General features: G+C 52.6%; 11 protein-coding genes. 8 read left to right on the forward strand and 3 right to left on the reverse strand.

Features of this window, described 5'->3' with window-relative positions; genetic code table 11:
• Positions 1 to 54: 54 nt before the first annotated feature.
• Positions 55 to 393 (forward strand): L-rhamnose mutarotase, encoded by a 339-nt coding sequence (rhaM, locus tag ACLD72_RS17110; RefSeq protein ID WP_410998777.1) that lies wholly within the window; start codon positions 55 to 57, stop codon positions 391 to 393.
• Positions 393 to 1715, forward strand: a complete 1323-nt coding sequence (locus ACLD72_RS17115) for an MFS transporter (protein WP_410998775.1) — start codon at positions 393 to 395, stop codon at positions 1713 to 1715. The genes rhaM and ACLD72_RS17115 overlap by 1 nt, the downstream gene beginning before the upstream one ends.
• A 474-nt stretch (positions 1716 to 2189) precedes the next feature.
• Here ACLD72_RS17115 and ACLD72_RS17120 read toward each other — a convergent pair whose 3' ends face one another.
• From ACLD72_RS17120 to ACLD72_RS17130, 3 genes are all read right to left on the reverse strand, one after another.
• On the reverse strand, positions 2190 to 3143 hold the full coding sequence (locus ACLD72_RS17120) for a hypothetical protein (RefSeq protein ID WP_410998773.1): 954 nt from the start codon (positions 3141 to 3143) through the stop codon (positions 2190 to 2192).
• Complete coding sequence (locus tag ACLD72_RS17125) at positions 3100 to 3702, reverse strand: RNA polymerase sigma factor (RefSeq protein ID WP_410998771.1); 603 nt, start codon at positions 3700 to 3702, stop codon at positions 3100 to 3102. Before ACLD72_RS17125 ends, ACLD72_RS17120 begins: the two co-directional genes overlap by 44 nt.
• 72 nt (positions 3703 to 3774) lie before the next feature.
• Positions 3775 to 5397 carry a sensor domain-containing diguanylate cyclase gene (locus ACLD72_RS17130; RefSeq protein ID WP_410998769.1) on the reverse strand — a complete coding sequence of 541 codons (1623 nt, stop codon included), beginning with the start codon at positions 5395 to 5397 and terminating at the stop codon, positions 3775 to 3777.
• A gap of 232 nt (positions 5398 to 5629) precedes the next feature.
• Here ACLD72_RS17130 and ACLD72_RS17135 point away from each other — a divergent pair, with 232 nt between their 5' ends.
• The 6 genes from ACLD72_RS17135 (at position 5630) to ACLD72_RS17160 (ending at position 13805) form a co-directional block, all read left to right on the forward strand.
• On the forward strand, positions 5630 to 7636 hold the full coding sequence (locus ACLD72_RS17135; protein WP_410998767.1) for a beta-galactosidase: 2007 nt from the start codon (positions 5630 to 5632) through the stop codon (positions 7634 to 7636).
• A gap of 65 nt (positions 7637 to 7701) precedes the next feature.
• Positions 7702 to 9477, forward strand: coding sequence for a sensor histidine kinase (locus tag ACLD72_RS17140; RefSeq protein ID WP_410998765.1), 1776 nt, complete (start codon positions 7702 to 7704; stop codon positions 9475 to 9477).
• Between the two features lie 3 nt (positions 9478 to 9480).
• Positions 9481 to 10560, forward strand: coding sequence for a response regulator (locus tag ACLD72_RS17145; RefSeq protein WP_410998763.1), 1080 nt, complete (start codon positions 9481 to 9483; stop codon positions 10558 to 10560).
• A gap of 79 nt (positions 10561 to 10639) precedes the next feature.
• Positions 10640 to 11941, forward strand: a complete 1302-nt coding sequence (locus ACLD72_RS17150) for an ABC transporter substrate-binding protein (protein ID WP_410998843.1) — start codon at positions 10640 to 10642, stop codon at positions 11939 to 11941.
• A gap of 155 nt (positions 11942 to 12096) precedes the next feature.
• Positions 12097 to 12981, forward strand: a complete 885-nt coding sequence (locus ACLD72_RS17155) for a carbohydrate ABC transporter permease (protein WP_410998761.1) — start codon at positions 12097 to 12099, stop codon at positions 12979 to 12981.
• The gene (locus ACLD72_RS17160; RefSeq protein WP_410998759.1) at positions 12978 to 13805 is read left to right on the forward strand and encodes a carbohydrate ABC transporter permease; all 828 of its coding nucleotides are present in this window, start codon (positions 12978 to 12980) and stop codon (positions 13803 to 13805) included. The genes ACLD72_RS17155 and ACLD72_RS17160 overlap by 4 nt, the downstream gene beginning before the upstream one ends.
• Positions 13806 to 13923: the final 118 nt, after the last annotated feature.

The raw sequence follows: 13923 nt of genomic DNA on the forward strand, positions 1-13923 counted from the left end.
GTAAGCGCCAACATACAGGCGCGAATATTTTGAGGATCGGGAAGGAGCTGTAACATGATACGGAAAGCCTCGATCATGCAAGTTTTTGCAGGCTGCCATGAGGAATACCGCAGACGCCATGACGAACTGTGGCCGGAGATGAAAGAGATGCTGCTGAGCCACGGAGTCCGCACGTATTCGATTTTTTTGGACGAAACGACCCATACCTTGTTTGCCTACCTGGAAATCGAGGATGAAGCGCTCTGGGCCAAAAGCGCGGATACGGAGGTCTGCCGCAAATGGTGGGATTACATGAAGGACATCATGCGGACCAACCCCGATAACAGTCCGGAATCCCGTGATTTGACGGAAGTGTTCCACCTTCAGGCGGAATCCGGGAAGGAGCGGGTGTGATGGCTTCCGCTCAAGCAACAAAAAAGAGCAGTCTCAAGTCAACGATCACCGTAGCCATGTCGAATTACCTGGAAGCCGGTTCTATCGTCGCCGGTGCTGGTGGACTCACCTTATGGGTGGAATACCTAAAGCTGGACGATGTGAAGCTGGGCCTGCTCGGGGCGCTCAGCGCCAACGGATTCGGGTCGGCGATCGGCGCGCTGATCGGCGGGGTCCTGGTCGATAAATATGGCCGCAAGCTGATTTACAAATACGATCTGCTCGTGTACATGCTGGGGGTTCTTCTCGTCGCCCTGTCGTTTAATTTTCCGATGCTGCTGGCCGGTTACGTGATTACCGGCATCGCGGTAGGCGCGGCGATCCCGGCCGCCTGGACGTATATCTCCGAAGAGGCGCCGGCAGGCGAACGGGCCGCCCGGGTAGGCTGGGGGCAACTGGCCTGGTCTATCGGACCGGCGATATCGCTGCTGCTGTCCGTGGCGCTGGCTCCGCTTGGCCTGCTGGGCAGCCGGTTGATCTTCGGGCAGTTGTTTGTCATCGCCCTGATTACCTGGATCATGCAGCAGCAAATCAACGAGAGCAAGATCTGGGAGGAGGAAAAAGCTAAGGAAGCCAAGGCGCTGGCGGGCGGCAAGGCGGCGAAAAGCTCGGTTGCTGAGCTGTTCAAGAGCCGGGCCAATCTGCGCTCGATCGTCCTGCTTTTGGGCATCTATTGCTTCTGGAATCTGGTGGCGGGCGTGATGGGCTACTTCATGCCTTACATTTACCAGCGGGTCGGCGGCCTCACCTCCGCCCAGGCCAATTTGCTGCAGGCTTTCCTCTGGATTTTGACCGTTGCTTCGACGTATTTCGTCTTTATCAAATTCGGCGATAAGGTCAACCGGAAAGTGCTGTACGGCATAGGCGCACTCATGGGGATTGCCGCCTGGGCGATCCTGTCCTTCGGCGGCATGGGCATGGCCGAACTGCTGGCCTTTGTTGTGCTGTGGGGCGTCGCCGCCGGCTTCGGAGCGCAGGCCTTTTACGGCTTGTGGGCGGGCGAGCTGTTTCATACCAAATACCGCGCCAAAGCCCAGGGCTTTCTGTTCAGCACCGCCCGGGTAGCGGTGGGCCTGATCTCGCTGGTGGTGCCGTCCATGCTCACCTCCATGGGCTTTGCCGCTTCCGGCATGGTGATGATCGGCTTCCTGATCATCGCCGCGGTGATCGGCGTGATCATGGCCCCGGAAACCCGCGGCAAGACGCTCGAGCAAATCCAGGAGGAAGTGTACGGACGGGATTTTGTGAACCATCCGGACAAATCAATGTCCCGGACCGGGTAACGACGAATCGATGTCCCGGACGGGGGCCGCCGCGAAGGGTGGAGTTTAAAAGAGAAAAGCGCGAGATGTCGAGGATATTTATGGGCTCAACCTAGAAATCGGTGATTAACACAGCCGGCTGCTGGAACGACCAATTAACTGACTTACCTGCTGATCTACCTGCTGCCCCACCTGCTGGCCAACCGTCGAACCGCCGGCCTTCAAAATAGCGGTACTTTATGTACTTATTATCCGAAACCTAGCAGGTTTATCTCCATTAGCGCCATTTTATGTACTTATTTTCCTAAGAATGGTCCGGAACGAAGTCATTTCCTTGCGACAAAGGAAACTAGCGACATAAAATTCCTCTATTTCGCTCAAATGGACGGATGTTGACGGAATAACGCCTTTTTATGTCCTTATTTTTTTCTCTGAAGCAATCTGCGCCCACCCTGCTTACGGAATGGAATCCACAGGCAGAGCGGGCGCTTTCGCTTAATCCAAATACGACTCGGCCAGTTCAATCACCTGGTCTTTGTTCATTTGCAAGCCGGTTTGGATCGAGTAATATACGGCCTCCTTGCTGCCCGGAATATCATAGACCCATTGAATATTCCGGCCGGTTGCAAATTCGGTATACAGCATTTTTATACCCTTAACTTCGAGGGTCTCACGGGGATTATCCTTGCTTTCTTCGGGCATCCAAATCGTCTGCTTTCCGGGGGCTTTGGAAGCTGTCACCAGAATTCCTGTTTTGCCGTTTCTTTGGTATGAGCTCATCATTATCCAGTATTTTTTCGAGACCTCAATCGGCATCATCGCATAGCCCTTGCCCGATTCCTCCGCCTGCTTCCGCAGTTTTTCGGCGATCTCCGCCTCTTCCTGATCGGTTAGCGGGTTTTCATAAAGGGCCGGGTAGAAGGAGACCGTAGCATGAGAAAATTGATAATCACCCTCAAAACGATCAATTAGCTTTACCGGCTGCCCCGCCATGCGGGAACGAAGCTCGGTCAAATCGTGGAAGGGAACCCGCTTCCATTCGATGTCGATCTCATGATCCGGATTGTTCTCAAGCACGTAAAAGATCGCGGCCTCCCCGTCCTTCAGCAGATCGTTAGATAAACCGGCGCTGTTCAGCGAACGCCGTTGCTCATCCAGGGAAGGCTTTTTATACTCTGGGCTGCTCTTGTCCAATATCTTTTCTTCCCAAATAATGTCGCCGTGCTTACTCTTAAAGGCATAGTAGTAGTTTGACGCCGCAAAAGCGGTGGAGGCCGCCAGCAGCATTCCGGCCATGACCAGCAAAACTAATCTGCGTTTCCCGAGCAATCGCGCCTTAGTTTTTTTTTCGGCACGCAGCTTGCTCATCACTTTGGGGGTCAGGTCGACCTCGGGAAGCTGCGTTTCACGAAAAAGTTGTTTCAGATCCTGATCCTTGTCCGGCGTCATATGAACACACTCCTTTCGCCACGGCGTAATACTGACGGAATTTCGCCGCCGCCCGCCCGTATTTCTTGCGGAGAGCCGCGTTGCTGCGCCCGAGAATCTGGCTGATCTCCTCATAACTCTTCTCATCGACACAGCGCAAAATCAACAAGTTCCGTTCCTCCGCCGATAATTTCGACATAGCCTGGTATACGAATTCATCAAAATAATGGGCTTCGATCCGCCAGTCCACCGGTTTGTTCTCCTTGTCATCCCGGTAGAAGAAGGGCAGGTACTTGGCCAGCTTCCGCTTGCGGATCATATCGATGCAATGATTGTAGGCGATTTTGTACAGCCAGGCTCCAAATGGAACTTCGCGTTTATATTTTCCCAACGAACGGTAGGCTTTCAGAAATACTTCCTGACCGCTGTCCTCGGCTTCGGCATAGTTGCCTAACATATGATAGCAATACAGGAAAATCGATTTTTGGTAAATTCGCATGATTTCCGCGAACTTTTCGGTGTCGCCTTCCAGTATGCCGGTTATCGTTTGCGACAGATCGACATCGTCCACACGTTTCACACCCTTTCACCTTATACAACGGATCGCCCGCCCGCGGATGTGACAAATCCACAAAAAAAGAAAAAGGACCGGTCAATCCCGGCCCATGATGAACGAACGTACTTCTTCCAAGCCCTCATCCGCCACAACCGTCCGGTTGCGTCCGTCTCCCTTGGCTTTATAAAGCGCTTTATCGGCCAAGCGGAACAGCTCATCCAGATCATCCGACTGAATGGGAAACTCGGCCGCTCCTATTGATACGGTAACCGGCCTGCCGGCCGGACTTACCGTGCCTTCCAGCTGGCTGCGAATCCGTTCCGCCGTTTGAAAGGCAACAGCCAGCGGCGTATCGGGGAGAATCACGATAAACTCTTCGCCTCCGAAGCGGAAGCAGTGGTCTTTTTGCCGCACGGCCGATTGAATTAAATCCGCTACGAACTTGAGCACTTCATCCCCGGTTTGATGACCGTACGTGTCATTGATCAGTTTAAACCGGTCGATATCCAGCACGAGCATCGAAAAAGAATGCTTGGCGAAATCAAATAAAGCCAGTACTTCATCCAACGCCCTGCGGTTTTGCAGGCCCGTCAGCGGATCTTTGCGGGTGCTGTCGGTAAGCCGTTCATTTTGGTCCTTCATCGTTTTCAGGGAATTCAGCACGGTTTTCGTTAACAAGTCGGCCTCCCAAATCCAATGGCTTGTCCGGATTGGCGGCAGCTTTTTGGGATTACGGACCGAACTTTTCGCAAACTGGGCCAGCCGTACGATCGGCTCCGTGACCTTATGCGCCAAATAGATCGTAACTGCTATGATAAGAATGAAGGGAAAGGCCATAATCAGCAGCATTTTGCGAACCTGCTCTTTTTGTTGTTTTTCCAACATGCTGATCGGGGTTTGCATGATGATGCCCCAACCGACCTCAGGCACCGTGGCGTACCCGGCCAAAAAAGCTACCTTTTTCGTGTTGATCACGGATTGGCGGCCGTTTTCGCCGCTTTTCACAGCTTGGACTACAGCGTTTTCACTAACATTTTCGCCGCGCCGGCTGGTGTCGGGGTGAAAGATCAGCTGTCCGCTGGAATCCACGATATAATAATAAGAGCCCGTCTTATCCGCCTGCTTTTCGCTGAAAATACTGTCGAGGATGTTGTTTTCCTCCAGGTAAATCGTACCGCCTATGAACCCTTGATAAACGCTGTTTTTGTCGAACACGGGCTCCGTCATCAGGATGAGGAGCCGTCCGCTTGCGCCGGTATAAGGCTTCGACAGCGTTGATTTACGGGTCGCCAGGGCTTCTTGCACCGGCGTCGAGGCAAGCTTGGTTCCGGCCAATTTATAGTTCGGCGAAGTGATGTTGCGAACGACACCTTTGGCGTCCGCCCAAAACACCGAATTGAAATAGTCGTTGCTGTTCTTGAAGAAATCCAGTTTGGCTTGAATGTCGGCGGATTGCGAGACCTCGTCCGCGTCGAAAAGATGGATGGATACGGTATGCAGCCCTTGCCGCATCGACGTGAATAAAGTCCCTAAAGTGCGGCTCATCTGCAGTGAAGTGGAATAGTTCATTTCAAGCGTTCTATCGTATAAAATGCTTCTTTCGGCTTTATAGGATGAAGCCACGGAAATAAACGTAGTTATAATTACGGCGAGCCCGACGATCAGCGAAAAAAGGACGGCCAGGCGAATTTTGGGGTAGTAGCGCTTTTTGCTGTTCATATTTAAGCGGTTCCTCTATGCTGTTCCTAGCGGTTTTTTACATCCTTCGAAGGATGGATATGAGCATAAGCATACCAAATCTTCGCGGCGTTGAACAGAGTTTTTGCGGCATCCCGGCCTGCCGGTTTAAAATCGTCCACCCCAAAAGCTTAAATTCGTCCAATGAAGGAGGGAGCTTTTTTTAATACGATGAAAGCGTAATCATTTTGTGATCACTCTCGGGAGGTAACTTATGGAGAAGCTGCTTTACGGTGTCGCTTACTATGACGAATATATGCCTTACGAACGGCTGAACGAAGATATCCGGATGATGAAAGAGGCGGGGATCAACGTGGTGCGCATCGCCGAATCGACGTGGAGCACGCATGAGCCCCAAAACGGCGTGTTCGATTTCACTTCGGTTGATCGGGTGCTGGACGCGATGGATCGGGCGGGGATACATGTCATTGTCGGCACGCCTACGTATGCCGTGCCGACCTGGATGGTGAAGGAGCATCCGGATGTGCTGGCTACGACGGCGAAAGGCCCCGGCAAATACGGAGCGCGGCAAATTATGGACATCACCCATCCGGCCTATCTGTTCTATGCGGAACGGATCATCCGCCAACTGATTTCCCGGGTCAGCGGCCACCCCGCGGTTATCGGGTATCAGACCGACAACGAAACGAAACATTACCACACGGCAGGCCCTAACGTCCAACTGCTGTTCGTTAAATACATCAGAGAGAAATTCAAAACGCTGGATCGGGTGAACCAGGCTTTTGGGCTGGATTACTGGAGCAACCGGATCAACAGCTGGGAGGACTTCCCCTCGGTTGTCGGGACGATCAACGGAAGCCTGGGGGCGGAGTTTGCCAAGTTCCAGCGGAAGCTGGCCGCCGATTTTCTGAATTGGCAGGTATCGATCGTAAACGAATACAAGCGGCCGGATCAGTTCGTCACGCAAAACTTCGACTTTGAGTGGCGGGGGCATTCCTACGGCATCCAGCCGGATGTCGACCATTTTGAGGCGTCCCGTCCGTTCGACATCACGGGGGTGGATATCTATCATCCCTCCCAGGACGATCTTACCGGCATTGAAATTTCTTTCGGCGGGGATGTGGCCCGCTCTACCAAAGGAACGAATTATTTGGTGATCGAGACGGAGGCGCAAGCTTTCAGCCATTGGACGCCGTATCCGGGGCAGCTGAGATTGCAGGCGTTCAGCCACTTGGCTTCCGGGGCCAATATGGTCGCTTATTGGCATTGGCATTCGATCCACAATTCTATCGAAACGTACTGGAAAGGCCTGCTCAGCCACGACTTCGAGCCTAATCCGGTCTATGAGGAAGCCCAAACGATCGGCCGGGATTTCGCCCGCTTGTCGCCGCATTTGGCGAACCTGAAGAAGCAGAACAAAGTCGCCATCCTCGTCAGCAATGAGTCGTTAACGGCGATGGAGTGGTTTAAGTTTAATTTTACCAGCACCAAAAACTACAACGATGTCGTCCGGATGATGTATGATGAGTTGTACCGGATGAACGTCGGCTGCGACTTCGTGTCACCCGCCACCCCAAGCTTTGAGCGGTATGACCTGCTTGTGGTCCCGGCCTTGTACACGGCTTCCAACGAACTGCTGGAACGTCTTAACCGGTTTGTGTATGACGGCGGGCACATCGTTTATACTTTTAAGAGCGGATTCACGGACGAAAACGTCAAAGTCCGCACCACACCCCAGCCCGGGGGGATCGGGGAGGCTTGCGGCGTCTCATACAGCATGTTCGTAGAGCCGAAGCGTGTATCGCTGAAAGACGATCCGTTCCAGGTCGGGGCGGAGCACAACCAAGTGCATACTTGGATGGAACTGCTGACGCCGGCGACGGCGGAGGTGCTTGCCTATTACGACCATCCGCATTGGGGGAAATACGCCGCGGTGACGCAAAACCGGTACGGCCAAGGTCAAGCCGTGTATATCGGCTGCATGACCAGCGAAGCCGTCATGGGTAAGATCCTGGAGCATGCCGTGAAACAAGCCGGTATATGGGGGCCCGATCAAGACATCCGTTTCCCGCTTATTGCCAAACACGGGATTAACGGAATGGGCAAAACCGTCCGCTACTATTTTAACTATTCCGATTTGCCGGCATCGCTAAATTATCCTCATTCAGAGGGGACCGAACTTCTCTCGGACGCGCCGGTAAGTCCCGGTGAGACCCTGAATCTTGAACCCTGGGGATTCAAGATTATTGAAGAACAATAGATATTTTCTAACGCCTCTCATGAGGCGTTTTCTACTATATTTCCGGCATCAGGGGGGGGGATCGCATGTTTGGCAGACTGCGGCAGCGGGTCATCGATCCATTTAAAACGAGCATCCGCAACAAGTTGATTTTGACGATGATGTTGATCGCGGTCATCCCCGTCGTGGTCGTCACCGTGCTCGCGGCGGAGAACAGCAGAACCTCGATGGAGGAGCAAGTGATCGGCACCAATCTGTCCAACATGAAATGGACGGGGATTTATCTGGGTGAGCAGTTCGCCAGACTGAACAATCTGATTTACTCTATCCAGATCAGTCCGGGGCTGACCGATTATTTGAACCGGCCCGAGGGAGAAACCCCGGCCAGCCATTTTACGGCGCAGCAGAACGTTTTTAATACGCTCAACAGCGTGTATTACAGCGGCGGAAATCATCTCGTTGGGGTGATCATGTACCTGCACGAGACAGGCACGTTGTTTACGATCAATTCGATGCGAAATGATGTGGAAACGATAAGCGGCATGCCGCGCGCGTATCAGGAGCTGCTTGTGCAGAACAAAGATTTTATCGTGGAGACGCCCCCGTCGGCCCCCGACAAATTACGTTTGATCCGCAGCATTAACCGCTTTGAAAACCAGGAGAAGCTGGGTTATATCTCTTTGGATGTGCTTTGGTCTTATTTCGACCAATCAATGAGTTTGCTCGGCGAAGGAAAAGAACAGTCCGTGTACGTTACGGGTTTGAAAGGAAACGTTCTGTACGGCAAAGGCGGCGGTTTGTCCGCAGATGCGGCCGCGGCGCTGTCCGCTTCCCAAGAAGCCGGGCCGGGCTACTTCAGAACGGACGGGGAGTTCGTCTTCTACAATACGGTGGACCCGGTTGGCCTCCGATTGGTAAAAGTCATCCCGATCGCCGCCATTAACGAAAGCGCCCGGGCAACGATGAATTACGGTTTAATCGTCGGGATGATTTCCGTGGCCGTCTCCGCGTTGTTTGCTTTTTATTTTGCCTGGAAAACGACCAAGCCGATCATCGGGCTGGCCCGAGCGATGCGCAAGCTGGATCTCACCAAGGGACACGCATTTCCCCGGAGCAGGCGAAAGGACGAAATCGGGCTGCTTGAAGCCAATTTCGCCACGATGGGAGAGCGGATCAGAGAGCATATTAATACGGAATACAGAATTCGCCTGGAAAAGAAAACGGCCGAGCTGAAGGCGCTGCAATCGCAAATTAACCCGCATTTTTTGCAAAATACACTGCAGTTGATCGGCGGCATGATCTTCTCGCAGAAACCGGCGGAAAGCTACGAAATCATCCGCTCCTTAAGCGAAATGTTCCGTTACATCGTGCGCGATCCGGATACGCTGGCGACCCTCAGAGCGGAGCTTGAACATCTGCATCATTACATGAAAATTCAGCAGCAGCGGTTTGGCAAAAGACTTCATTACGAGCTGGGTGTATCCGAAGACGTGCTGGACTGCCGAATTCCCAAACTGACGCTGCAGCCTTTGGTCGAAAACGCGTTTATCCATGGCCTGGATCATAAGGCGGGGGAGTGGCGGCTTGAGGTGACGATTAGCCGTGAGCCCTCCGGGGGAGGCTTGCTGATCATGATCCGGGACAACGGAGCCGGTATGGCGCCTGAACAACTGAAGCGGCTGCGATCGCAGCTAAATAAAGATCTGGAGCAAGTGTGGACGCAGGGGACGAGCATCGGCCTCATCAATGTGGCTTCGCGGATTCAAATGTATTTTGGGGCGGAATATAAAGTGGACATAAACAGTCAAGCGGGCCAAGGAACCTGCGTAACGCTGCATCTTCCCGAGCAAAAGGAGGGATAAAGCATGTTCAAAGTGTTGATCGTCGACGACGAAGAGTGGAACCGGGACATCATCAAAAATCTCGGCCGGTGGGATGAATTGGGCATGGAGGTTGCGGGGGAAGCGGAGGACGGACTGGAAGCGCTGCGGCTGATCGAGCAGCTTGGTCCGGAACTCATCATAACCGATATGCGCATGCCGGGTTCGGACGGTGAAGAGCTGATGCGGAATATCCATGACCGTTTTCCCGGCAAGCAGGTGATCGTGGTGAGCGGGTACGACGATTTCCATTACGCCAGACAGGCGATTCGTTACAAGGCGGCCGACTATTTGCTGAAACCGATCGATCCCCAGGAATTGAACGCGGTTTTGGCCAAATGCCGGGAAGCCTTGCGGCAGCGCGGCGGCCGTCAGGAAATCGACCTGGAGTTGTCCGCGAAGCTGGCCGTATACAAGAAGCGGCTGGGGTCCTGCTTTAATGAGTTAAACGGCGAAGGAATCCGCAAAGTGTTCGGCGAATTGCACGCGGATACGCAGCTTGCATCCGCCCTAAAGCCGGAGACGATCCGCTATTTCGTGCATGAAATCCTGTTGTATTTAAAGGAACTTTGCGCGGCGAACGCGCTGGCCGCCGAATTGGGCCGACTCACGGAACATGCGGAGGTGCCGGACTCATACCATGATGCGGCCGGCTTGATGGAAGGCTGCTATATGGCCGCATTGGATGAACTGATCAAACAGCGGAAATTTAAAAATAAACTGCATTTGGGAGAAGTGAAATCCTATCTTGAACATCATTTTGCCGAGCCGGTTGGTTTGGAGCAACTGGCCAAGCTGTTTTTTGTCAGCAAGGAGTACTTGAGCAAAGTGTTTAAACAGGAGTATGGCATTACGGTTACGGACTATCTGCTGCAATTAAGAATGGAGAAGGCGATGGAGTGGCTGGGAGCGGGCGAGGAGGTCGCAATCAAGCGCGTAGCCGAGATGGTGGGGTACGAGGATGTGTCCTATTTTCACCGGGTGTTTAAAAAACATTTCGGACTTTCGCCAGGAGAAGCGAGAAAAGCTTCACAAGGTTTAAAAATATCCAATGAAGGAGTCTAATCCCGTCCAATGAAGCGCTTACATGTTTTGATTAAAATGAAAGCGTAAACAAACTTAATCGTCTGGGAGGTCATAAATGATGAAGATGTGGAAGGGGATCGTCGGAACTGCTGTAATCGCTGCGTTGCTTGCCGGATGCGGATCGGGCGGAGGAAGCAATGCGGCGAACAATGAAACGTCGGGAACGGGCGGCGGAAGCGCAAACGGAAAAAGCGTCAGCTTAAAAATGTTTATCGCCCAGCCTCGTTTGAAGGAACACTACGATAAGTATATCGATGCTTTTGTGGCCAAGGAAAAGGCGGAGAAAAACATCGACGTCACCGTTCAACTGGAAATGCCGCCGGCGGATACCGCCCCGCAAATCCTGAAAACGCGACTGGCTTCGAACGATGCTCCTGACGTGTTCGCCATTCACGCGGTCAATGAAATTCCTTCTTTCTATAAAGCCGGTTATCTGGAGGACTTGTCCGATCAGCCGTTCGTAGGCAAGCTGCTGGAGAGCGTGAAGCCTTCGGTCACGACGGAGGATGGCAAAGTCGTCGCGGTGCCGCTCGAAACGTTGTCCTGGGGGTATTTGTACAACAAGACGATTTTTAAAGAACAGGGCCTCACTCCCCCAACCACGTTAACGGAAATGAAAGCGGTCATCGAAAAACTCAAACAGAACAACATCACCCCGTTTGTGCTGTCCGACAAAGAATCGTGGATTCCGCAGCTGTTCCTGCCGCTGACCGTAGGAGCGATGGTCAACACGGAAAAACCGGATTTCATCGACCGGATGAACAAAGACGAAGGTTCCTTCTCGGAACTTAAGGAGATGTTTAACATCATCGATTTGGTCTACGCGAACGGCACCAAAAACGGCCTTGAAGTTGGCGGTGACGACGGCGCGGCCATGTTCGCCACCGGGAAAGCGGCGATGTGGGTGCAAGGACCGTGGTATGCGGAGACGATTTTGAAATCGAATCCCGATATCGATTTTGGCGTAGCGGCTTTGCCGATCAACGACAATCCGGACGCTACGATGATCAACTTGAGCACATCCACTTCCCTGGCCGTGTCCAAAACGAGCAAAAACAAAGAAGTGGCCCTCGATTTTATCAACTATATCCTGGACGACAAGGATTCCAGCGCGTTCTACCAGGCGTTAAAGTTTAACCCGGTCGCCACCGTGCACGACTACAGCAGCTATCCGTGGGTGGACGACGCCATGGTGTATGTGAAAGCGGGCAAATCGTATCAAGACCCGCGGATTCCGCAGGCGGTTAAGGACGAATCCGGCAAAGCCCTGCAATCCTATATCGCCGGACAAATCTCGCAGGACGACATCGTCACCGCTCTGGACAAAGCCTGGAAATCCTTTAACAAAGTCAATAAGTAACAGATAAGTTGAACTAATACTTGTACGGAAAAAGGCAGCCGGGTGAAATGTTCTTATCAGAATCATTTCCCCCTCTTGCCTTCTCTCGTACACTTCCTTGGTTCAACTTTCGGCGAGCCGCGTCATCCATAGAAATGACAGGAGGGGAGAAAAACATGCCGTCCAAGATTTATAAGCAGTATTTTTCTTTATTGGCTTTTACGGCCCCGGCCCTCATTATATACACCATCTTTCTGCTCATCCCGACGTTCGGCGGAATGTACTATACGTTTACCGACTGGAACGGCTTGAATCAGGATTATAGCTTTGTCGGGATCGGCAATATCGTTGAAGCGCTCACGGAGGATCCGGATTTCATCAATGCGCTGCTGTTTACCCTGAAGTACGTCGTGTTTATGGTTATTTTACAAAATGTAATCGCTTTACTTCTGGCGGTGCTGATCGAAACGCGGACCCGCAGCAAAGGTTTTTTTCGGACGATCTTCTTTATGCCGAACATGATCAGCTTAATCATCAGCTCCTTTATGTGGACCTTCGTGTTCTCGCAGGTGATCCCGCAACTGGTCGAAAAAGCGGCCTTCACCTTCCTGGACCATGCCTGGCTGGGCGATCCGAAATATTCGTTTTATTCGATCCTGATCGTCTCGCTGTGGAACGGGGTCGGGTACATGATGATCATCTACCTGGCCGCTCTGCAAGGCGTGCCGCAAAGCTTAAAGGAAGCGGCCATTATCGACGGCGCGAGTGCGTTCCAAACGTTAAAAAGCGTGACCCTGCCGATGATTACGCACGCGGTGACGATCTGCTTTTTCTTGACGCTGAACGGCGCTTTCAAGGTGTTTGACGTCGTGTACGGCTTGACCGGGGGTGGTCCGGGGCGCAGCACGCAGGTGATTACGATGAACATTTACGAAGAAGCGTTCTCCAACAACTTCCGGTACGGGTATGCCAGCGCCAAATCGCTGATTTTGTTCGCCATCGTGCTGATCGTCACCTTGATTCAGATGAACGTCATGAAGAAAAAAGAGGTGGAAGCATGAGCATGAAAAAAATCAATTCCCTGCTGATCGTGCTGATTTTGTCCATTGGCTCCCTGTTCACCTGTTTCCCCATCTATATGGCGGTCGTCAACTCGTTTAAGACCCAGGGAGAGATGTTCGCTTCGTTCACGGCGCTTCCGACCAAGCTGCATTTCGAAAACTATACGCAGGCATTTGAAAAAATCCATCTGCTAAACAGCTCCATGAACTCGGTGATCGTTTCCGTGCTAGGAATCGGCGGGATCGTCTTCTGTTCAGCTTTGGCCGGTTATAAGTTATCCCGCACCCGGGGCAAATTGAGCAATTTCATTTTCCTGCTGTTTGTCGCTTCGATGCTCGTGCCGTTCCATTCCATCATGATTCCGCTCACCCGGATGGCCAAAACGCTGCACGCGCAAGGCAGCACCTACGGGCTGGCGCTGATCTATATCGGGCTTGGCGTCAACATGGCGATCTTTCTGTACCACGGTTTCGTCAAGTCGATTCCGCGCGAGTTGGAGGAGTCCGGACAAATCGACGGCTGCAACGAATTTCAGACGTTTTTCCGGATCATTTTGCCGCTGCTTCTGCCCATCACCGTCACGATCGCCATTCTGGACTTTTTGTGGATATGGAACGACTTTCTGCTGCCGCTGATGATGCTGACGGACGTGGATAATTATACGTTAATTCTGTCCACCAACATGCTGTTCGGGGAGTACAACAAGGAATGGTCGCTGATTTTGGCTTCGCTCGTGCTGACGGCGATCCCCGTGGTGGTCATTTACGGCTTTTTCCAAAGATTCATTATGGAAGGCATCGCGGAGGGAGCTGTGAAGGGCTGAGCGCAAGCTTAGATTTGGCTCAACCAAGAAAACGATGCTTGACAGCCGGCTGCTGTGTGGAGCGAACCAAGCGTCGGCTGGGCCCTCAAAATAGCGGCATACTCAAATGGATGGATAT

It is taken from the genome of Paenibacillus lacisediminis (assembly GCF_046567315.2).